This is a genomic window from uncultured Thiocystis sp. (genome assembly GCF_903866365.1).
GTDB lineage: Bacteria > Pseudomonadota > Gammaproteobacteria > Chromatiales > Chromatiaceae > Chromatium.
In genome coordinates, this window is the sequence record NZ_CAIPNF010000295.1 from 1 (window position 1) to 20227 (window position 20227).

At 60.8% G+C, this 20227-nt stretch carries 21 protein-coding genes and 1 tRNA gene; 12 read left to right on the top strand and 10 right to left on the bottom strand.

Annotated elements, in window-relative coordinates:
* The first annotated feature begins 526 nt into the window (after positions 1-526).
* Positions 527-856, top strand: coding sequence for a helix-turn-helix domain-containing protein (locus QZY07_RS27515; RefSeq protein ID WP_363184394.1), 330 nt, complete (start codon positions 527-529; stop codon positions 854-856).
* 132 nt (positions 857-988) lie between these two features.
* On the top strand, positions 989-1759 hold the full coding sequence (locus QZY07_RS16865; RefSeq protein WP_295405266.1) for a site-specific integrase: 771 nt from the start codon (positions 989-991) through the stop codon (positions 1757-1759).
* A 5-nt stretch (positions 1760-1764) separates the two neighbouring features.
* Here the strand turns inward: QZY07_RS16865 and QZY07_RS16870 are convergent.
* Together QZY07_RS16870 and QZY07_RS16875 are read right to left on the bottom strand one after the other, a co-directional pair.
* Positions 1765-1840: transfer RNA gene (locus QZY07_RS16870), tRNA-Thr, on the bottom strand.
* 196 nt (positions 1841-2036) lie between these two features.
* The gene (locus QZY07_RS16875) at positions 2037-3695 is read right to left on the bottom strand and encodes a diguanylate cyclase (RefSeq protein WP_295405267.1); all 1659 of its coding nucleotides are present in this window, start codon (positions 3693-3695) and stop codon (positions 2037-2039) included.
* Positions 3696-4844: 1149 nt separating this feature from the next.
* On the opposite strand from QZY07_RS16875, the gene QZY07_RS16880 reads away from it, so the two are divergent.
* The 5 genes from QZY07_RS16880 (at position 4845) to QZY07_RS16900 (ending at position 7794) form a co-directional block, all read left to right on the top strand.
* Positions 4845-5063, top strand: a complete 219-nt coding sequence (locus QZY07_RS16880; protein WP_295405270.1) for a hypothetical protein — start codon at positions 4845-4847, stop codon at positions 5061-5063.
* A gap of 60 nt (positions 5064-5123) precedes the next feature.
* Positions 5124-5828 (top strand): hypothetical protein, encoded by a 705-nt coding sequence (locus tag QZY07_RS16885; RefSeq protein WP_295405272.1) that lies wholly within the window; start codon positions 5124-5126, stop codon positions 5826-5828.
* A gap of 63 nt (positions 5829-5891) precedes the next feature.
* Positions 5892-6464, top strand: coding sequence for an ankyrin repeat domain-containing protein (locus QZY07_RS16890; RefSeq protein ID WP_295405274.1), 573 nt, complete (start codon positions 5892-5894; stop codon positions 6462-6464).
* A gap of 92 nt (positions 6465-6556) precedes the next feature.
* Positions 6557-7435 (top strand): hypothetical protein, encoded by an 879-nt coding sequence (locus QZY07_RS16895; protein ID WP_295405276.1) that lies wholly within the window; start codon positions 6557-6559, stop codon positions 7433-7435.
* A gap of 41 nt (positions 7436-7476) precedes the next feature.
* Positions 7477-7794, top strand: a complete 318-nt coding sequence (locus QZY07_RS16900) for a BolA/IbaG family iron-sulfur metabolism protein (protein WP_295405278.1) — start codon at positions 7477-7479, stop codon at positions 7792-7794.
* Between the two features lie 17 nt (positions 7795-7811).
* Here the strand turns inward: QZY07_RS16900 and QZY07_RS16905 are convergent, their stop codons facing one another.
* Complete coding sequence (locus tag QZY07_RS16905; RefSeq protein ID WP_295405280.1) at positions 7812-9179, bottom strand: sodium:alanine symporter family protein; 1368 nt, start codon at positions 9177-9179, stop codon at positions 7812-7814.
* A gap of 325 nt (positions 9180-9504) precedes the next feature.
* Between QZY07_RS16905 and QZY07_RS16910 the strand changes: the two genes are divergently transcribed.
* The 4 genes from QZY07_RS16910 to QZY07_RS16925 all read left to right on the top strand — a co-directional run bounded on the left by QZY07_RS16910 (position 9505) and on the right by QZY07_RS16925 (position 11865).
* Entirely contained in the window at positions 9505-10179 is a 675-nt protein-coding gene (locus QZY07_RS16910; RefSeq protein ID WP_295405282.1) for a septation protein A, read from the top strand.
* A gap of 1 nt (position 10180) precedes the next feature.
* On the top strand, positions 10181-10480 hold the full coding sequence (locus tag QZY07_RS16915) for a YciI family protein (RefSeq protein WP_295405284.1): 300 nt from the start codon (positions 10181-10183) through the stop codon (positions 10478-10480).
* A 54-nt stretch (positions 10481-10534) separates the two neighbouring features.
* Complete coding sequence (locus tag QZY07_RS16920) at positions 10535-11407, top strand: peptidyl-prolyl cis-trans isomerase (RefSeq protein WP_295405286.1); 873 nt, start codon at positions 10535-10537, stop codon at positions 11405-11407.
* A gap of 236 nt (positions 11408-11643) precedes the next feature.
* Positions 11644-11865 carry a hypothetical protein gene (locus QZY07_RS16925; protein ID WP_295405288.1) on the top strand — a complete coding sequence of 74 codons (222 nt, stop codon included), beginning with the start codon at positions 11644-11646 and terminating at the stop codon, positions 11863-11865.
* 90 nt (positions 11866-11955) lie between these two features.
* Here the strand turns inward: QZY07_RS16925 and QZY07_RS16930 are convergent, their stop codons facing one another.
* Together QZY07_RS16930 and QZY07_RS16935 are read right to left on the bottom strand one after the other, a co-directional pair.
* The gene (locus QZY07_RS16930) at positions 11956-12621 is read right to left on the bottom strand and encodes a NapC/NirT family cytochrome c (RefSeq protein WP_295405289.1); all 666 of its coding nucleotides are present in this window, start codon (positions 12619-12621) and stop codon (positions 11956-11958) included.
* The gene (locus QZY07_RS16935) at positions 12621-14078 is read right to left on the bottom strand and encodes a multiheme c-type cytochrome (protein ID WP_295405291.1); all 1458 of its coding nucleotides are present in this window, start codon (positions 14076-14078) and stop codon (positions 12621-12623) included. Before QZY07_RS16935 ends, QZY07_RS16930 begins: the two co-directional genes overlap by 1 nt.
* Before the next feature lie 284 nt (positions 14079-14362).
* Here QZY07_RS16935 and QZY07_RS16940 point away from each other — a divergent pair, with 284 nt between their 5' ends.
* Positions 14363-15673: a cytochrome c family protein gene (locus QZY07_RS16940; protein WP_295405293.1), complete on the top strand. Its 1311-nt coding sequence runs from the start codon at positions 14363-14365 to the stop codon at positions 15671-15673.
* A gap of 139 nt (positions 15674-15812) precedes the next feature.
* Here QZY07_RS16940 and QZY07_RS16945 read toward each other — a convergent pair whose 3' ends face one another.
* The 5 genes from QZY07_RS16945 to QZY07_RS16965 all read right to left on the bottom strand — a co-directional run.
* Positions 15813-16625, bottom strand: a complete 813-nt coding sequence (locus tag QZY07_RS16945) for a carbonic anhydrase family protein (RefSeq protein WP_295405295.1) — start codon at positions 16623-16625, stop codon at positions 15813-15815.
* Between the two features lie 4 nt (positions 16626-16629).
* Complete coding sequence (locus QZY07_RS16950; RefSeq protein ID WP_295405296.1) at positions 16630-16902, bottom strand: segregation and condensation protein A; 273 nt, start codon at positions 16900-16902, stop codon at positions 16630-16632.
* Positions 16903-16938: 36 nt separating this feature from the next.
* Positions 16939-19188 carry an NAD-dependent DNA ligase LigA gene (gene ligA / locus QZY07_RS16955; protein ID WP_295405298.1) on the bottom strand — a complete coding sequence of 750 codons (2250 nt, stop codon included), beginning with the start codon at positions 19186-19188 and terminating at the stop codon, positions 16939-16941.
* A complete protein-coding gene (locus QZY07_RS16960; protein WP_295405300.1) occupies positions 19185-19940 on the bottom strand; it encodes a cell division protein ZipA C-terminal FtsZ-binding domain-containing protein in 756 nt (251 codons plus the stop codon). The genes ligA and QZY07_RS16960 overlap by 4 nt, the downstream gene beginning before the upstream one ends.
* A gap of 89 nt (positions 19941-20029) precedes the next feature.
* The coding region (locus QZY07_RS16965; protein ID WP_295405302.1) for a hypothetical protein at positions 20030-20227 on the bottom strand (198 nt) is incomplete at its 5' end.

Here is a 20227-nt window from a genome sequence, read left to right on the forward strand (position 1 = left end):
AAGAATCAAGCAAATGCGGGTCAGGCATGAGCAAAGGCAAAAGGATATCGAGCGTTATTACAAGCTGACCGCGACGGGATAGTCAATGTGTTTGAATTAAAGTAACAAAGTAGAATTAGTGTTCTATTCCTGAAGTATTTATACCATTGAAAATTCGAGAAAAAACCCCGAACACCCATGGGCTTTCTCCATCTATTGATACTCGGTGTCAATCGCGACGGCGCAATATCATATCCTAAAAGTGTACGAATAGGCGCTAGGCTAAAAAAGTTGGGACGAATATTTACGCCCAAAGCCAAGTTGGAAAAGCATATTGATATCGCACGCTTAAGATTGGTTCGCTCATATGCGCGAAAGATTTTAGCGCAAACCTTCGCTGTTAACTTATTGATTTTAAGTTGGTCTGGCTCTTGTGCTTCTGTTGCGCGGAATTTGCATCGCTCAAATCGCCATCAAAATCTGTGCCTCGAAGCCGGCGCATCCCGCGTCCGGCATTGGCACCATGACCGCTTAGCGAATCTTCCACATGAACACGCTCGATCTCAACGAAGCCGCCGCCTTCTTACGGATGCACCCTGAAACGCTACGCCGCCGTGCGGTTGCAGGCGAGATACCAGGGGCACGAGCCAGTAAGGCATGGGTATTTCTCGATGAGGATCTGGCAACGTGGTTGCGTGCGCAGTACGCTAATCCTGCGCGAGCGGCAGAGCCAAGCACGAGGATCAAGACATGCTCTACCGCCGACCCAACAGCCGTCACTGGTGGACTCGTTTCACGACACCAGACGGCAAAGAAATACGAAGAAGCACTGGCACGGAAACCAAGAAAGACGCTGAGGAGTATGAGGCAAAGCTGAAGCGGGAATTGTGGCACCAGGAACGTGTGGGTGTTCGACAGCGCCACACCCTGGCAGGAAGCCGTGGTGCGGTGACTGGATGAGACCGAGCACAAGGCCAGCCGCCGTGATGACATCAGTCTCTGTCGCTGGTTGGATGGACATTTCGGGACGCTGTATCTCGACCAGATCACGGCAGAAAGGATCGATCAGACCGCCAAGGCCCGTGTCGGGACCGCGCCCGCAACCAAAAACCGCATGGTCGCGCTGATCCGGGCGATTCTCAGGAGAGCCGAACGCCAGTGGGAATGGATCGACCGGGCACCGGCAGTGCGGACGTACTCAGCGCCCAATCAGCGAATTCGCTGGATCACGCGGGAGGAGGCAGATCTGCTCATCAAGGAACTGCCAGATCACTTGGCTGACATGGCGCGATTCACCTTGGCGACGGGGTTGCGTCGTGCCAACGTGACCAAGCTGGAGTGGGGCCAGATCGACATGCAGCGCCGCGTGGCCTGGATTCACCCGGACCAAGCCAAGGCCCGCCGCGCCATCGGAATACCCCTTAACGCCGATGCGTGCGACGTGCTAATGCAATGGATCGGTCGAGATGATCGATGGGTGTTTACGTACCAGGGACATCCGGTCGAACAGGTATCAACATCGGCCTGGTATAAAGCACTGAAGCGCGCGGGAATCGAGAATTTCCGCTGGCATGATTTGCGGCACACCTGGGCCTCCTGGCATGTTCAGGGCGGAACCTCGTTGCAGGATTTGATGGCGATGGGCGGCTGGGCAAGTTACGACTTGGTGTTGCGGTATGCGCATTTGGCGCCGGAACATCTGGCGGATGCAGCGGCCCGCATTGAGTCAGGCCGCACATTTTCCGGCACACCGCCAAAGCTGAAACTGGTAAGTCATTGATTTGTTGGAGCCGATGCGGGGATTCGAACCCCGGACCTACGCATTACGAATGCGTTGCTCTACCAACTGAGCTACATCGGCAATAAGACTGATAATTATAAGAGTAGTCGCTGTCAGTCTCAAGCGAATTCCCATCATCCGTGGGCACGAGCGGAAAGACGGTTGTCCCCAATTTGCGTGAGTTTTTCTGTGGATAAGCTGTGTGATTGCACGACAACGGATTGATCGGCGATCCGAATCCGGGCGCTGATCAAAATTTTGCCAACCCGTGAAAGCGCTATTCCGGATCCGCTGCCGCAATCCGACAGCAATTGCGCCCGCCCTGTTTTGCTTCATAGAGTGCCGCATCGGCCCGACGGTAAACGCTCTCCGGCGTGTCGCCGACGACACATTCGGCCAATCCGCACGACATGGTGACCGGAACCGGCAGACCGTGATAGAGAAACTTCGCCGCCTCGATCAGATGGCGGAGTTTTTCCGCCACCTCGAAAGCCATCTCGATGTCCGTTTCGGGGAGCAGCAACATGAATTCCTCGCCCCCGAACCGGGCTAGAAAGTCGCTTTTACGCGTATGCTTTCGGAGCAGATTGGCGAGGATCTTGAGGACATTGTCCCCGGCGCTATGACCGAAATGGTCATTGACTCGCTTGAAATGATCGATATCCCAGATACTCAGCACGGTGGGCCTGCCATAGCGTTTCCAGCGATCGCATTCCTCGGCGATTCGTTCGTCATAGGCGAGGCGGTTATTGAGTCCGGTCAAGGCGTCATGCAACGCGCGTTCACGTTCCTGACTTAAGCGCGTCCGCAGTTCTCCGCTTTCTTCGTGTACCTTGTTCAGCGCCTGCCGCAGCTGACTGATCTCCATGTCCGTTGCTTTCAAGCGATCCTGCTCCAGACGTTTGCGGGCATCCATATGGAGCTGAATATTGGTTAGATACGCCTGGATCGATCGTTTGAGCTGATCGATATTTTCGGCGTCATTCACGGATTTGCGGATTCCGTCGACTTCGGCGGACATGCTGTTGTCGATGACTTCGCCTTGCCTGGCGGTCTGTCCACGGTATCCGACCGCATCCTCCAGATAACGGTCAAGTTCCTGGAGGCGTCCGGTGAGTTGAGACAGGAAGGACTCGATGTCCTTTTTCTCCCGTTCGACATGCTGGCGCGTTTTCGCCATCAGTTCGGCGATTTCCGCCACGGCCTGACGGGCTGAATCCGGCGTGGGGGGCTCGCGCAGGAGGGCGGCGATATGTTGGAACGGCTCGGATAACGTCGTGGGCAGATCCAAACGATGGAGCAGATCGAACAGCACTTGGTTGAACGCTGGCAGCAACTCCGGACTGGCGTCCGGGACGGTTTGTGCTGTCCGGTCAAGCGCCGGGGCGTCGGGGTTCTCTTTGGTCTCGTCGATCTGCCGACTTCCGAACAGCCTGCCGAACAACCCCTCGCCGTGGTCCTGTTGCGGCGCGTCCAACCAGGCGATGAGCTTATGCGTATAAGCGGAAAACGCGTCCAGCGCTGGCTTCAGATCGTTGCTCTGTCGAGCTGCGCGAAGCCGCTTTTTCAGTTCGCGGGTGTCCTGCTTCAATCCAGCCGGGACGCGGATGGCGTCCAGGCTGTCTTCGAGCCGAGACAGTTGGAGATTGATGTCGTCAACGCCATCGCACCGCTGGTCGAGACGCAGAATGGAGCCCGAGATTTCCTCCATCAGCTTGCCGATCTGACTGGCCGTCGCGTTTTTCCGAATCGCGATGCGCAGAGACTCCAGTTGCTCGCTCAGACGTTTGTCGGATGTCTCGGCGACCAGCGTGAGTCGCGAAAGCGACTGACGAAGGATGCTCTCAACCTGCGCCCAGGCCTTTTCCCGGGTCTCGATGTCATCGAGAGTGGCGAGATATTTTTCTTTCCAATGGTTAGGGTCAGGCGTCGACATGATGTTGAATTCAGTGATGATTACAGAGCGAGAAATGAAGCACAGGCATTCAATTTGGCGCCCATCCGACAGGCTGCGCGTAGACAGATGCGACAGAGCAAGACACCGCCGATCCTGACGACGCTATGCTACCATTTCGCAAATGAAAAATTGTCTGGGCTCCGCGTCTCACATGCATCGCTTGCCCGTTATTGATGAGAGGAATTTTTGGTGAATGTTCGTCTAATTGCCATCATTTGTTGTTTGGCGACGCTCGGTTCGGGGCTCGGTGGTTGCGCGGGCAATCCATCCCGAGACATGGCTATGTCCCCCGTTGAGGCGGTCGAGCCAGAGAACCTCGACCGTCTCCCGCAAATACTGTTGCCTGGCGCGACACGCACGGAGGTGAAGGCGTTTGCCATGGGCGCCGCCCGCAGCAAAGGCTGGATGATGGTCCAGTCGACCGACGATCGGCTCGTTGTCCAACGTCCGCTCGACGCGAACTCACTGACCGGCGTCCCGCCCGTTCGCCCTGGCTCGTCCTTGGGGCCAGGCTCACTGCTTGAGGTGACGTCGTATTTCATCGAACAGTCCGGCGGGGTCAAGATCGCGACCAAAGCCGAACTGGTGACCCCGATTCCGGGCCAAACAGATCCCACACGCACCGATTATACGGAGAACTACCGCGACTCGCTCACGCAGTCCCTCACGTCCCTGAGCAACGTCTGGTCGACGAATCGTGGCCGGATTGCACGCGCCACGCCACCCGCCGAGGGCTGGAAAGACGCTTGGGGCAACGCGCCAGCCAAAACCGCGACAGCGACCGATGACATTGCAAGCGTCGCGACCGGTCAGACAGCCCCTGCAACCAACCTGACGCAAACGTCCACCGCATCTACGCCGCGTCCACGGTCAGCGCCAGCGCCTGTGCCCCCTGTCAGCACCGAGCAGCCTTTTCGCAGTCTGTCACGGAAATCAGACGTCCAATCGGTTCCACGAACCGCCACAAGCTCCACGCTCCGTCCCGCCCCCGAACCGCGCGGCATCGCTTCGAGAGGCGCTCCGGTCGTAGACGGTAGGGCAAACGCTTCAGGCACCTCGCTTTCGTCCCCGGCACCTGTCGCTAACGCACCACTCCAATCATTGGACGCTAACCCACGACAGGCCAACATGATGGCGCTCCCCGCCACCCGCTCGCCAGTCGCTGCGTCCGTGAGTTGGGCCGCCAACGCGGAAAACTATGCCCGCGAGCGCGGTTGTCAGGTCAAAGGGCTAGGCACCGAACTGATCGAAGCCCGCGCGGATGGCGAAATCCACAAGGTGCCCTGTGTCGGCAGCGACAGCTTTCTCGTCAAATGCAGCAACGGGATTTGTCAGGGATTGTTATGACCGCGACGGCGCGATGAATGATCTCATCGCGCCAATCGCCAACGCGTCGAGCCGCTTGGAATGTCAACCGAAGCACGACTTGAACGCGCCGCCGCCCTGGTCCTGGTGACCGGACTCCTCCTATCGGGTCTCGCCATCGCCCAGGCGCTGCAAAACCCCGCAGTCCTGCTCGTCGGGGCCACCTTGAGCGATGCCCGTGCGTTCTCCGTCGAGAGCGCGGCCCGTCGGGGCTGGAGCATTCAGGAGGTCACTCATGGCACGGCGCTCTTCGAACAGGTTCTCGAAGGCGACGAGACAGACGGAACCCTGGTCGTACAGAAGCTGTTGCGGATCCGAGCGGCGTTTGACGAGGAGTCATCGGGTGTGCGCGTCTCTTTGAGTGCCGAAGAAGTGGAATGGCCGCTGACGGATCGCGAATGGATGACGGATGTCACGGGACGCTATGCCGACAATCTGACGCATGCGCTGTTCTCGCTGCGAGGCAAATGGGACGCCCGTCATGACGCCCCATCCAGCCTCCCCCTCGCGTCTTCGCCCCCGATCATGGGGGACATGACACCCTCACCCTCCCTGTCATCCAGACCGATCGGCACCTGGGCCTATGCCGCGGAACGCTACGCCCAGAGTCGCGGGTGCGAACTGAGCGAGCAGGCGACACAATTGGAGTCGAGCGGTCAGGAGTGGGAGGAGCACCGGGTCTTCTGCCAGGATGGCTCTCAAATCGTCGCGCGGTGCCGTCATGGAGACTGTTCGACCCGCCCTTGAGGTATCGTCAGTCTTGCGCATTCTCATTGGCCGCCGACTTCCGGGTGCGGAGAATGCCCCAGCATGAAACTTGCCCAAACCATCACTCTCGCCATCACCCTGACGGGCCTCGCGGCCTGCGGACCGTCGGGCTCCAACAACGAATCCGCCAGTGCCGGCGAGGCCCTGCTCGAAGTCGCCGAGCAAGGCGATCTGGATGCACTGGACCAACTGCTCGCGAAGCATCGCCAACCCGACGTTCGGGACAGTTGCGACTGGACTCCGCTGATGAAGGCCGCACTCTATGGACATACGCCGGTCGTTGCGCGCCTGCTCGATGCCGGGGCCAGCGTCGATGCCATGGACAAGGGCGGCTATACGGCCATGATGCTCGCGGCCTCGAACAATCATGCCGATACCGTGGATCTTTTATTGCAGCGCGGCGCCATGGTCGACCATCAGGAGTCCACCGAGGGCTGGACCGCCCTGATCTGGGCCGCCAAACAGGGCCACGCCAAGAGCGTCGACACCCTGCTGCATCACCGCGCCGATGTTACGCTTAAAGACTTCGACGGCAAGACCGCCATGGATTGGGACAGCGCAGGCGGATACGTCGAGGTGTCGAGACGGCTCCAGGCCGCGGACCATCGGCAGTGACCAGAAGCTTCCCCGCATAATCCGCCGAGATTTGACCTCGAAGGTAAACGATCGTCCTTGGAGCGGCGCCCCGTCCGGGTTAAGCTTCGTCCATGCCGAGTCTGCGCGAAAAACTGGCGGAACACGGATTCGAGTCCAACGACGACTACGAATTCCAGCTCCGCTGTCTGCTCGAAAGCCCGACGCGGGGAGTGCGGACCCTGAACATCGAGGGCGATGGCGAACGTCGTAAGACCGCGTTCGCCACCGCGCTTGCCCATGCGCTGGACTATCCGCACGTTCTGTATCACGATTTTACCGACGAGCATCCGCCGCTGCCGGAGATCATCCTGCCACCGAGCCGCGATGAACTGGGCCGGGAGGAACCCCCGATCGCCCCGCTGGATCAGATCGTCAGCGAGGCCTGCGCGCAAAGCGAGGGCGAACCGACGGTGCTGATCCTCGATCAACTGCACGCCGCCGACTTCCGCGAGCATATCCGCGTCCACCGTCTGGTCCGCAGTGGCGTTTGGACTGTCCTCGAAGGCCGCTATTTCGCGAATCCGCGCCATCTGCTGCTGTTTCTGATTTCGGAAGAACCGCTCTACCATTCGCTGCAGAAAGAGAGTTTCCGGATCTGGATCGGGCGCGTCTCCGAACGACAAGTGCGTTATTGTCCCAGCGATTTCGGTCTCGATCCAAGCGCCCAGCCACTCTTCGACGCATTCGCCGATCTCTTTCGGGTGCTTGGCACTGCGCCGACACGCAGTGAATTCACGCATCTTCTGCGGGATCTTCGACTTCACGCGCGTTCGGTCGAGCATCTGCAACTGAGTCTGTACGGCAGAACCGAGGGTCTCGATCGCCAAGCGCTCGCAGCCTCCTCGCTGGCCGGCGAGTTGGCCAAGGTCATGGATGCGGCCCAGACGATGTGGGCCGCGGCGTCGATTGCATCCGGCGCGGAAACAAGCTTCACCGGGTCTGATGACTGACCCAGACCACTCCCTAGGGCTTATTATTCTGAGGTTAAGCCATGAATCGCAAACAACGCATCGAGGCGATGCTCAAGGAATCGCTCAACCCCATCATGTACCTGGATCTCGTTGACGAAAGCTACATGCATTCAGTCCCGGCAGGATCCGAGTCGCATTTCAAGGTTTTGGTTGTCAGCGATGTCTTTGAGAACACCCCGATCATCGACCGCCATCGGCTCCTCAATCAACTCCTCGCGGACGAGCTTAAAAGCGGACTGCATGCCTTGACGCTCCATACCTGGACGCCGGAGGAATGGCACGCGAAGGGTGGTACACCCGAATCGCCCCCCTGCTTGGGGGGCTCGAAAGCGAGTTAGACCCGTCACCGCCCGACTCAGGGCAGCGGCGCCTCGTCGGCCAGTGCGGGTTGCCGCTCGAAGTATTCCTGGGTCAGGCGAAAGACCACCGGACTAAGCAACAACAGCGCGATCAGATTCGGGATCGCCATCAGCGCATTGAGGGTATCGGCGACCAGCCAGATGAAGTCCAACTGAGCGAGCGCTCCAACGGGAATCATGAGCACCCACAAAATGCGAAACGGCGTGATGATCCGCTCGCCGAACAGATATTCGGCGCACCGCTCGCCGTAAACGCTCCAGCCGAGAATCGTGGTGTAGGCGAACAGAACCAGCCCGATGGCGACGATGTAGGAACCAACGCCGGGAAGCGACTGCTCGAAGGCGGCGGAAGACAGCGCGGCGCCATTCAATCCCGATGTCCAGGCTCCGGAAACCACGATCACCAGCCCGGTGATGCTGCAGATGACCAGGGTGTCGATGAAGGTGCCGATCATGGCGACCGTCCCCTGCGCGACTGGATCATCGGATTGCGCGGCGGCGTGGGCGATCGGCGCGCTGCCGAGTCCGGCCTCGTTGGAAAAGATCCCCCGGGCCACGCCGAACTGGATCGCGGCGGCGACGGTCGCGCCAGCAAAACCGCCCGCGGCGGCCGTTGGCGAGAATGCCTGAACGAAGATCAGTTCCAACGCGGGTCCGATCTGATCCAGATTGGTTGCCAGCACGACCAGTCCGCCGAGCACATAGGTGACAGCCATGAAGGGCACCAGCGCGGCCGAGACCTCGCCGATGCGCCGGATGCCACCCAGCAGCACCAGTCCGGAAAAGACCGCCATCACCACGCCGCTCACCCAAAGCGGGATGCCGAAGGCGCTCTGCGCCGCATGCGCGACCGAATTGGCCTGTACCGTATTGCCGATGCCGAACCCGGCGAGGAACCCGAACACGGCGAAGGCAGTGGCCATCCAGACCCATTTTCGGCCCAGCCCAAGCTTGATGTAGTACATGGGACCGCCCAGGTGGTTACCCTTGCCGTCCACCTCGCGGTAGTGCATCGCCAACACCGCCTCCGCATACTTGGTCGCCATCCCCACGAGCGCCGTACACCACATCCAGAAAATGGCCCCAGGGCCGCCGAGAAAGATCGCGGTCGCCACGCCGGCGATATTGCCGGTACCGACGGTGGCCGACAGCACGGTCATCAAGGCGTTGTAGGGCGTGATGTCGCCCGCGCCCTGCTGCTTGCGTCCGCGCCAGAGCATCCGAAAACCGAAGCCAAGTTTCAAGAGCGGCATGAAGCGCAGCCCGATCATCAGAAAAAAACCGGTGCCCAGAATCAGCACCAGCATTGGCGGCCCCCAGACGAGACCGTTCAACGTACCCACCCACGCCGTGATCAGTTCCACATCGATCCTCCCGGATTCAACAATGCCAATGAAACGCGCGTCACTATACAAGATGAAAGACTCGCTTTACCGCAACCGCCCTCGGGTCTTATGCTCACCAGGTTTAAGGTGATGTCCTGAAAAATCGACCTGCGGAGAGGCTGATAATGGACAGGATTGACACGATTTCGCGGGATGAACAGGAGAGAAGCGATTGTTTTTATCCCCTGTCAATCTTGAAAAATCCTGTGAATCCTGTCCATTTGATGCCTTGCTTCCGGTAGACGCTTTCCTGGAAACCGCCTAAATATCCCGCCCGCGCGCGGACCCACGCAAGGAATCACCGATGAAGCTATTGATCGATTTTCTCCCCATCCTGTTGTTTTTCATCGTCTACAAACTGACCGACATCTACGTCGCCACCGGCGTGGCGATCACCGCCGCCGCGCTCCAGGTCGGCTGGTTCTGGCTGCGTCACCGGCGCGTCGAAACGATGCATCTGGTGACGCTGGCGTTACTGGCGGTCTTCGGCGGACTCACCCTCGCGCTCCATGACCCCATCTTCGTCATGTGGAAACCGACCCTGGTCAACTGGCTGTTCGCGGCGGCCTTTCTCGGCAGTCAAGCGATCGGCAAGCGCACCCTGATCGAGCGCATGATGGGTCACGCCATCGAGATTCCGTCGGACATCTGGGCACGCCTGAACCTGCTCTGGGCGGGGTTTTTCATCTTCCTGGGGCTGACCAATCTCTTCGTGGTCTACAGCGCAAGCGGATTTTTCGACGCTCAACAGGCATTGATCGGCGCCAGCGGCCAGACCGCAATCAATCTCTCCGACTGCGCCTCGACCTATGCCGGCGAGTTGCTGGCACTGTGCCAGGTCGCCAAGGATGGCGAGGATGTCTGGGTGAACTTCAAACTCTTCGGTATGATGGGCATGACGCTCGCCTTCGTGATCGCACAGGGCTTCTACCTGGCCCGTCATATGAAGGAAGATCCCAAAACACTGGAGACCGATTGACGTGCTCTACGCCATCATCGCTGTCGATCGCCCCAACAGCCTGCCTGACCGCCAACGCGCCCGACCCGCCCATCTCGAACGCCTGCGGGCCTTGCTGGACGAAGGGCGGCTGGTTCTGGCCGGGCCCCATCCCGCCATCGACAGCCCGGAGCCCGGCGAGGCCGGTTTTTCGGGGTCGCTCATCGTGGCGGAGTTTGCGGACCTGGGCGCGGCGGAAACCTGGACCGCTGCGGATCCTTACCGTGAGGCGGGTGTCTATCAAGATGTCCGGGTCAAACCGTTCAAGCAAGTCTTTCCCTAATGTTTTAACATTCCGTTAAAATCCAATCTTTTCATTTCAATGGAAGCCTTCGTTATGAAGACAGCTCGTCTGCCTCTTTTGCTCTGTGTCTTGTTTGCCGCGGGAAGCAGTTTCGCGGAAGACGCCAAGGACACCGATTCGCCCGACACGCTGATTGCCACCGTCAACGGCACTCCCTACCCGCTGGATGTCTTCCGGATGTTCTATCTGGAACGGATGCAGCAGAATCAGGGCGAAAACAGTCCGGCCTTCCAGCAGCAGGCATTCGACGAATTCATGGGTCTGGTCGTCGCCTCGCAGGAAGGCGAACGCCGCAAGCTCGAAGGCGAGCGCAATGTCGTCGCGGCGCTGCAACTGGAGCGCATGAAGGTAATGTCCAACGCCGCGCTATCCGCGATGGCCGAGGAACTGAAGCCCACCGAGGACGAACTCAAGGCGGCCTACGAGAAGGTCAAGGAACAGGCCGTGCGGACGGAGTACAAAGCCCGCCATATCCTGGTTAAGGACGAGGAAGAGGCCAAGAAGATCATCAAGCAACTGGATAAAAAGGGCGATTTCGCGGAATTGGCCAAAAAGTACTCCACCGGGCCAACCGGCAAGGACGGCGGCGATCTCGGCTGGTTCGACCCGAAACAGATGGTTCCGCCCTTCGCCGAGGCGATTGCCGCCATGAAGCCCGGCGACTATTCCAAGACCCCGGTGCAAACGCAGTTCGGCTGGCATGTCATCAATCTGCAGGAAACCCGCAAGGCCGAACCGCCTACCTTCGAGAACGCGAAACCTCAGTTGACCGCCCTGGTACAACGTCAGAAGATCGGCGAGAAGATCGCCGAAATGCGTAACAGCGCCATGGTCGAACTCAACGAGGAGATCGTGAAGGTCACGCCGAATAAAGATGCGCCAGAGGCCGCGCCCGAGAAAAAATAATCACCCGGACACCCGCGTTCAGCGCCCTCTCCCCCTTCTGGGGAGAGGGTCTCGTCCCGCTCGCCATCCGGTCGCACCATTCGATTTGTGGTTCGGCTACACTCTTTGACGGCCAATCAAACCGCGCCTCCCCTCGCAATTCCGACCGAATCCTTCGGTCGAATACTGCTTCAGTCATTGCATTAGCGAAAACTTATATTAGAATATGATTATGCTTCGACTCATCGAGAACGACCATGATCACCTGTCACACCATGCGCGCGGCCGTCATTCTTTCCGCAACGCTGTTTGTCTCCGGGACGCTTCTGCTCCTGCTCGCCGAAACCACGGGCCTGATGGTTCCGACCGCCCATACGGCACTGCTGCTGGTCTTCACCGGCGTCCTGACCCTGGCCATCGCGTTCGCCATCGCGGTGCTTCCCGGCAACGCCCAGCGACTCGGTAACTGTCTGCACTAAACCGCGTCCCGGCATAACCGACGAGCGTCGGTGCCTCGGTTTGGATTCGCATGCACCAGCCGGCGTCGGCGCTGACGCGGTTTAAGGCGATCACTCCGAACGCGCAGGCAGCGAGCCGATCGCTTGCTTTGGCTCCGTCATCAACCTGTCCGCCATGCCCGGCTCCAGTCCAAACTCCTCCTCGACCATCCGGTTCCATGCCTCGCGTTTGAAGATCCGTTCATCCGGCACCTTGCGATGGACCAGGTTGTAGTGACAATCGATGCAGGTCTTGCCCTCGGTCTCCTCGCGATGAATCGCCGCCGTGTCGGCGCGCTTGCCCAAAATCGCCTCCTGAGTGTGGCACTTTGAACAGGTGGCCGAATCGCGCTGGCGAAACCAGGCACGCGCCGCGAAGGCCGCCTCGGGCAGATGCAGAGTGTTGATGACCGGATCGTCATCGTCAGGCCCCAGAAACTGCTTGATCAGATCCTTGACGCCGATCGCATGGTCCCAGGTCGCCGCGAGCAATCCTTCCGAGACATGACAGTCCCCGCAGGAAGCCCGCACCCCGGAGGCCGAGTCGTAATGGACCGTCTCCCGATAGCGGTCCTCGGCATAGGTCATGGAGTGACAACTGGTGCAGAATTCATTGCTGCTCGTGAAGTGGTCGAACTCGATCAGAAAGGCCATCAGGAGCACCCCGCCGAGTCCGCCGACCACCAGCGCGAGCAGAACATGCCGGGTGATGAACAGCGGCGCGCCAAAACTGGACATCAGCGACCCTCCCCCACGCCGAATCCAAGAATCGTGCTGGACCGATCGGGACGGTTCAGCCATTGATGCTGTTCGTGGTCCGTCAGATGCGCCTCGACCAGTTCAGCGGCCCGCGCCCCGGCGACCGCCCGCGCCTCCGGCAGAAAGCGCGCGTAGAAGTTACGCCCGACCAGATACATCCCCTCCCACCAGGCATGATTCGGACTCATCATGGACGCGCCATGACGGGCACGAGCGCCCTCGTCGTGCCAGAGCTCCCAATAGGTGAACTCGATCGGTTCGTCGAAAGGCGTCGGCGTCAGCAGACTCTGTTCGTAGAGTCCCGCCATGATGGTCCGCGCCGGCTCGCCGAACTTGCCATTGAACAGTTCCACCACCCCATCGAACTGATCCATAAAGCCCTGGGTGAAAGTTTTCCCGTGGCACTCCAGACAAACCATGCTCATCGCCTGACGACGGCGCTCCGGAGTCGCGACCGACTTCACCTTGCCGACCGTGCCATCCGGGCGCGTCAGCTCGCTGCCCCGTTTTGGCACCGGTTCGCTCGCGGGCAGTTCCAGCTTGCCGCCGTCCTCGAAAACCACCAGCAATTGACGCCGCGAGACCGGCGAATTCAGACTCCAGGCATTGCGCATCCCGACATCATGACTGGACGGGAGCTTGCCGGCCGCCCCCATGTGGCAGGTCACGCAGGTCGGCGCGGCGGTGTAGTCGCGCCCCGCGACCCATTCGGGCGCCTGCAGATTCATCTCGTCGCGCTGGGCGACATAGAGCATGCCGTGCTTGGATGCCTCGAAGATCTCCTTGTCCGGCGAGTCGGGGCCGGAATGACAACGCACGCAGGCTTCCGGCTCGCGGGCCTGGGCCTTGGAAAAGCGATGACGCCCGTGACAGGAGGAGCAGGAGCCTTTCGATCCGTCCGAATTGATGCGGCCGATGCCGGAATTCGGCCAGGTCGCCGCATCGAGCGTCCCATCACCCTTCACCTTCACCCGCGAGCCATGACACTGATCGCAGGATGCCGCGCGCATGCCCGGACCCCCGACATTGTCCGCCAGCGCCGGCAACCGCTCCTCGATCATCGCGAAAGCCTCCGCGTGGACCGAGCCCTGCTGCTCGGCGAATTCCTTCTCATGGCAGCGGCTGCAATCCTTCGGGGACACGATGGTCGCGATGATCTGTCCCTCATGTTCGATCGCATCCGCGTCCGCGCGCTCGGCCTGATGACAATCCATGCAGTTGACGCCCGCCGCCTGATGCGCGCTCTCCCGCCACTCGCTGGCCAGTCCCGCCGATGCCTTGGCATGACAGCTCACGCAGTCTTTCCCTGCCTCATGCCCCCAGTTTCCCGGATCGAGTTTGACCTTGTCCGCGAGCGCATGACCGCCGCCGACCAGGCAGGACAACAGAAGGATCCAGGCCCAATGCAAGGGCTTCGACAACGCGGGTTTTGACATGAGAACGACCTCGTGATCCGGCCTTGATGCAATTGAACGCGGAGTATAGGAATCAAAACGATTCGGGCAATCCGATTCGCGAGCGATCTTATTTCAAGTCAATTAGCAATCCATAAAATAACCAGATTCAATGATTCTGACGATCGCCTTTTATTGACCTCGCTCACTATCGTTTCCAATAGGGCTGACAAACAATGCATGCAGCCGCGCGGAAAATCATCCGTGCCGTTTTCAGCCGACGCGGCTTACAAAATAACCACCAAGATAAAGAGGAGCGACACAGCATGCGTATCCGACTCGTATTGTCATTCTTACCCTGGGGTCTTGCGCTCGGAATCGGCGCTGGCTCGATGGCGCCGGTCGCGCTTGCCGAGGAGGCCGAACCGATCCACCGCATCTCGTCCGAAGTCTGCGAGACCTGTCATAAAGACATCTATCAGCAGTGGAAAGGCTCGATGCACGCCCAAAGCACTGCGCTCTCCGACCCCATTCATGGCACTTTTTATCAAATGGAAGTCGGCGATCCGACCGCCGAGGGGATGCTCCACCAGAAATCTGGGAAATTCCCGCTCTGTCTCCAGTGCCATGCCCCAAACGCCGCCCGCGACCAGACCACCAAGCTCGACGCACACACCGCCTACAGCGAAGGAGTCAACTGCGTGGCCTGCCACACGCTGAAAAGCTACCAGGGCATCAAGGACGAGAAGGGGAAAATCCGCTATGGACTCAAGGCGTATGAAGTCGCCGATACGCTCCAGGCCCCCGCCGGCTTCCCGCGCGGACTTCAGAAACTGACCGCGGCGGACGACCTGTTCGGCGGCGCCGTCGACGAGTCAGCAGACAGTCAGAAGCCGAACCCGCATCTTGGCGAGGCGGTGGAACTGGACGGCAAGCAAATCCCAGCCTTAAACATGGAAGCGAATCCGATCCAACTCCGCACCTCCGATGCCTGCATGGGCTGCCACGACCAGCGCGACAACCCGCAAGGTGTGCCGCTCTGCCAAACCGGCAACGAATTCGTCGCGAGCGGCAGTCAGGTCGCCTGCCAGACCTGTCATATGCCCGTCGCCGGCGGCTTTGCCGATCACACCATGGGTGGCGGCCACCACGAAGGCATGCTCAAACGCTCGATCGTCTTCGATCTCAAGAGCAAACCCGCGGGCGACAGCATCGAGACCACCGTCTGGATCCGCAACCTGCAACCGCATGCGATGCCCACCGGCGCGCCCTTCCGCAACCTCAATCTGAAATTAACTGCCTATAACGCCAGCGGCGAGGTGGTGTGGGAGAACGCCAAGGGCCATCCGGCCAAGGACGATCCGCAGGCGTACTTCGTCTATGGTCTGGCGGACGATAAAGGCAACCCGGCGCCGCCCCCGACGGCGACCAAGGCGGGCAAGGACAGTCGGCTGAAAGCCCACGAGACCCGCGAGCTGGTTTACAAAATACCCGCCGAGGGCGTGGTACTAGTCCGTGGCGAGCTTTACTACAACTTGCTGTGGCCGTCCCTGGTCGAGAAGTTCACGGAGTTACCCGAAGAGGTCACGGCGCCGGTCTTGATCGCCGTGGCCGAGCAAGAGATTTCCGCAAAGTAAGCCGGCGGTTTTCCAGCGAATCGAGCCTTCGGGACGGGGTTGAGAGACGCCCCGAAGGATCTGAAAAATCAGCAGTTTGTCGCGATCAATCACCCGCTCGGCAAGAGCCTGCATCGTCGCTCATTTGGCATCCTCCGCATCACTGCCGAAACAGCGAAAAGACCGGCCGTCCATTGAGCGGCTGAAGCGGCCGCGCGTTCGTGCCTACCGCCTGGGCCATCCGCTGAATCTGCCAGGGACTGACTTCGAGCGCCTCCCTCATGACAAACCACAGCACGGGTTCGGTACAGGGCGGCGTGACCAGGGATCCCTCATAGCGAAAATAACTGTGATCGTTGGGTAACAGAAAGATCGGGTTGATCCCGACCTGACGGTACCTCACCTGTTCCCCGCTGCGCATCGGCAGATAGTCAAGGATGCGCGACAGGATGCGGTTCTCGCGCTCGCCCGCGCGCACCGGTACAGCGACGATGACGTATCCCCCCTGACGATCGCGGTGCACCAGATGGATTTCGGCCTCGGCCGTGACGCCATTGAAACCGTGTTCTCCTGGCACATGAAAATTGAATTCCTCCAGATCGTAGGCATCGCCACGCACCAGCAGGGCGCTTCCGGGGGGCGAGAGAACATGCACGCCATGTCCGCGATTGACGGCCTCAAGACGTTGGGAGCGATACTGAAAACTCAGTGGAGTAAAGACAACCGGTTGCGTTTGCGACAGATTGATCGGGGATTGCGACAGACCCTTGGCGCAGGTCTCGTTCGCCGCGGCTAACTCGCCCCAATGCGCCGGCCCCGACTCGCCCGCATAGCTCCAATCCGGGCTGGAATCGTCTGGAGCGGCGGCGGCAACGCTCGATCCGCTCCCCATAGCCGCGACCAGCGCGGCCAGGACAACGACAGAGCAGCGAGGCGCTTGGGAGCAACCGTCACGCAGGATCGGATCGGCCATGCTCTCAATCCCCGCGCTTTTTGATGCGGTTGATCGGAACCACCTGGACGCTCTGGGGCGCGTCGGCATAATAGGGACGCTCGCCGCCGCGCCCCTGCTCGTCGGCCAGTTCCTTTTCGCGCGCCGCGATCAAGCCCAGACATTTCCGCACGTCCTGGATGGTTGCATCCGACAGCGGATGACGCATTCCCGGCGGCGGCGTGACATCCTTCACGATCGCCGACAGGGTCCAGCGCATGGCAATCAGGATTTCCTGTTCTTTCGTCAACTCGGTCATGGCGTCTCCGATTGCGGTAATGGTAGGGGGCGATTCTTATTCTTGAGCGAGCAGAGCCGCGAGTCCGGTCTCGTCGAGCACCGGGATGCCGAGCGCCCGCGCTTTGTCGAGCTTCGAGCCCGCCGCCTCGCCCGCCAGCAGATAATCGGTCTTACTGGAGAGGCTGCCCGAGACCCTGGCGCCGAATCCTTGCAGTTGCTCCTTGATCGCATCGCGCGGGCGACTCAGCGTGCCCGTGATGACGAAGGTCTTGCCGGCCAGCGGCGATTCGCCTGCGGCGCTGACTTCAGGTGCGGTCTCCGGCCAGCGAATTCCAGCCGCCAGCAGTCGCTCGATGGCCTCCCGATTGTGCGCCTGGGCAAAAAAACCCGCGAGATGGGCGGCGACCACGGGGCCGACGCCTTCGACCAGACGGGTGCTGTTCCAATAGAGATCCTCCAGTTCGGCCGCGCGCAGCGCCTGGAGACTCCCGAAGCGCTCCGCCAGCCGGGCCGCGCGCGCCGGCGTCAGACCGCGAATCCCGAGTCCGGACAGCCAGTCCGCCAGCGCGCCGTCCGGCTCCCGTTCCGGGTGCTCGGCCAGAAAACGATGCAGCGCGGTTGCGGTTTCGCTGCCGATTCCCTTGATCCCGCACTCGCGGAGAAAATCGGACTCGCGCACCTGCATCAGGGACGCCATCCCGTCGAAGCGCGCGGCCAAGGTCTGGGCGGTGGTCTCGCCGACCTCCCGAATCCCGAGCGCGAAGATGAAGCGGGCAAAGCTGGTCTCCTTGCTCTTCTCCAGCGCCGCGAGCAGGTTCGCGGCCGATTTCTCGCCCATGCGTTCGAGTCTGGCGAGTTGTTCCGATGTCAGACGATAGAGATCGGCGGGCTCGCGCACCCAGTCCAGATCCACCAGTTGCTCGATCAGCTTCTCGCCCAGACCCTCGATATCCATCGCGCGGCGCGAGGCGAAATGCCGGATCGCCTCCTTGCGCTGGGCGGGGCAATAGAGTCCGCCGGTACAGCGGGCAATCGCCTCGCCCTCCGGACGGATCACGTCGGAGCCGCAGACGGGGCACTGACTCGGCAATTCGACCGCGCGGGCATCCGGCGGACGCCGCTCGGGGACGACCCGCACGATCTCCGGGATCACCTCGCCGGCACGCCGCACGATGACGGTATCGCCGATGCGCACATCCTTGCGAATCACCTCGTCTAGGTTATGCAGGGTCGCGTTCGCGACGGTCACGCCGCCGACCTGGACCGGATGCAGCCGCGCGACCGGCGTCACCGCGCCGGTGCGTCCGACCTGAAACTCCACCGCCTCGACCACGGTGAGTTCCTCCTGGGCCGGAAATTTACGGGCGATCGCCCAGCGCGGATGATGCGCGGTCGCCCCGAGACGGACCTGATCCGTCAGTCGATCGACCTTGAACACCACGCCATCGATGTCGTAATCCAGCCCGTCGCGCCGTTCGCTCAGCGCAGCGAAGTAGTCGCGGCAGCCCTCCAGCCCCCGCACCTGTTGCAGTTCTTTTGAGATCGGCACGCCCCACGCGGCCAGGCGTTGCAGCATGGCGAACTGACTCGCGCCGGGTGACGCCGAGAGTTCGCCCCAACCGTAACAACAGAAGGCCAGCGGCCGCCCGGCGGTGATCCGCGCGTCGAGCTGACGCAGACTCCCGGCCGCCGCGTTGCGCGGGTTGGCGAAGGGTGCCCGACCCTTGCGCCGCATCTCCGCGTTCAGCCGCGCGAAGCCGGCGCGGGTCATATAAATCTCCCCGCGAACCTCCAGGATCGCCGGCCAGTCCTCCCCGAGCAGACGCAGCGGAATCGTCTGGATGGTGCGCGCGTTCTGCGTCACGTCCTCGCCGGTCGTCCCGTCGCCCCGCGTGGCGGCCTGGATCAGGATGCCCTGTTCGTAACGCAGGTTCACGGCCAGACCGTCGAGCTTGGGCTCGGCGAGATAGAGGATCGCTTCGTCGTCCTGGAGGGATTTGACGAGACGCTGGTGAAATTCCAGCAGTTCGGCGTCGCTCATCGCGTTATCGAGCGAGATCATGGGGACGCGATGACGGACGGCGAGAAATTCGGGGCGGGGCTGGCCGCCGATCCGTTGAGTCGGCGAATCGGGCGTCACCAGCGCCGGATACTCGGTCTCCAGCGTCTGGAGTTCGCGGATCAGACAGTCATACTCGGCATCCGGAATCTCCGGATCGTCGAGCACGTAATAGCGATGATTGTGGTAGCGGATCCGGGCGCGCAGTGACTCGGCGCGCGGCTGCGCGTCAGCGGGGAGGCTCACCGCCGCTCGATCCTTGACCAATGCAGCTGATGGTTGAGCACCGCCTGGCGCATCTCGTCCTGCTTTTTCACCGTCAGCGAGCGACGGGAGTCATCGAGGACATCGCCAGCGAGCGAAATGGCCAGCTTGCGCGCCGTGGCGATCATCTCGTCGAGGATGGTCATGTCTTCCGGGTTACCCTCCAGTTGCGCGAACAGCATGAGACCGGGAGTGGAAAAATCCGCCATGTCGTCGAAGGGGAAGGTTCCCGGCTTGACCATGTTCGCCATGCTGAAATAGACCCGGGTCTCGTCGTCGAACTCGTCGAGACAATGAAAGATGTCCATCTCGCCCGGATGCAGTCCGCACGACTCGGCCACGTCCAGCAGCGCCGGCCCCGGAAACGGCTGCCCGCGCGCACTGACGCTGACCTGAATCAACAGCGCTTCGAGTTTGGATCCGGACGCGACCGGTCTGGGCTTGGGGCGAGGCGCATCCTCGCGCTCGCCGTCATCGTCGTTCCATTGGCCCTCGGAGCGCGACGCCGATCTTGCGTAGACAACGGCACGGCCTTCATCCAGCGCGCCAAGCGTTGGTTCCTGTTTGCCTTTAGGGACACCATAAGGCGAATCGACATCCTCTCCGGCATCGAAATCCTCCTCGTCTCCCTCGTCTTCCGCTGCTTGCTCGCGGTGGCGTTCCCACAGATAGAGCAGCAGAATCAGCAGGGCGCCGACGACGATCAGGATCAGGCGGAGGGTATTGGGGTCCATGCGAATTCAGGTTGTAAAATCGGTTTGAGAGGGATGCTTCGAGTATATCAACGTGCGTCGAGGCTGTATTGTCCCGCAATGACGCCGATTCAGGAGACCGCCGCCAGCCGAACCGCCTCGTCCACGTCCACCGAGACCAGCCGCGAGACGCCCGGCTCGTGCATGGTGACCCCCAGCAGATGGTCGGCAATCTCCATCGTCACCTTGTTATGGCTGATGAAGATGAACTGAACCTGCTCGGACATCGCGCGCACCAGTTCGCAAAAGCGCACCACGTTGGCATCGTC

Bases quoted from the DNA above. Each gene is read 5' to 3' on its own strand.
- QZY07_RS27515 (WP_363184394.1), top strand. From the start codon at position 527: ATGAACACGCTCGATCTCAACGAAGCCGCCGCCTTCTTACGGATGCAC.
- QZY07_RS16900 (WP_295405278.1), top strand. From the start codon at position 7,477: ATGAATCGCAAACAACGCATCGAGGCGATGCTCAAGGAATCGCTCAAC.
- QZY07_RS16875 (WP_295405267.1), bottom strand. From the start codon at position 3,695: ATGTCGACGCCTGACCCTAACCATTGGAAAGAAAAATATCTCGCCACT.
- QZY07_RS16935 (WP_295405291.1), bottom strand. From the start codon at position 14,078: ATGTCAAAACCCGCGTTGTCGAAGCCCTTGCATTGGGCCTGGATCCTT.
- QZY07_RS16895 (WP_295405276.1), top strand. From the start codon at position 6,557: ATGCCGAGTCTGCGCGAAAAACTGGCGGAACACGGATTCGAGTCCAAC.
- QZY07_RS16890 (WP_295405274.1), top strand. From the start codon at position 5,892: ATGAAACTTGCCCAAACCATCACTCTCGCCATCACCCTGACGGGCCTC.
- QZY07_RS16950 (WP_295405296.1), bottom strand. From the start codon at position 16,902: ATGACCGAGTTGACGAAAGAACAGGAAATCCTGATTGCCATGCGCTGG.
- QZY07_RS16960 (WP_295405300.1), bottom strand. From the start codon at position 19,940: ATGGACCCCAATACCCTCCGCCTGATCCTGATCGTCGTCGGCGCCCTG.
- QZY07_RS16920 (WP_295405286.1), top strand. From the start codon at position 10,535: ATGAAGACAGCTCGTCTGCCTCTTTTGCTCTGTGTCTTGTTTGCCGCG.
- QZY07_RS16945 (WP_295405295.1), bottom strand. From the start codon at position 16,625: ATGGCCGATCCGATCCTGCGTGACGGTTGCTCCCAAGCGCCTCGCTGC.
- QZY07_RS16930 (WP_295405289.1), bottom strand. From the start codon at position 12,621: ATGTCCAGTTTTGGCGCGCCGCTGTTCATCACCCGGCATGTTCTGCTC.
- QZY07_RS16910 (WP_295405282.1), top strand. From the start codon at position 9,505: ATGAAGCTATTGATCGATTTTCTCCCCATCCTGTTGTTTTTCATCGTC.
- QZY07_RS16880 (WP_295405270.1), top strand. From the start codon at position 4,845: ATGATGGCGCTCCCCGCCACCCGCTCGCCAGTCGCTGCGTCCGTGAGT.
- QZY07_RS16885 (WP_295405272.1), top strand. From the start codon at position 5,124: ATGTCAACCGAAGCACGACTTGAACGCGCCGCCGCCCTGGTCCTGGTG.
- QZY07_RS16925 (WP_295405288.1), top strand. From the start codon at position 11,644: ATGATCACCTGTCACACCATGCGCGCGGCCGTCATTCTTTCCGCAACG.
- QZY07_RS16940 (WP_295405293.1), top strand. From the start codon at position 14,363: ATGCGTATCCGACTCGTATTGTCATTCTTACCCTGGGGTCTTGCGCTC.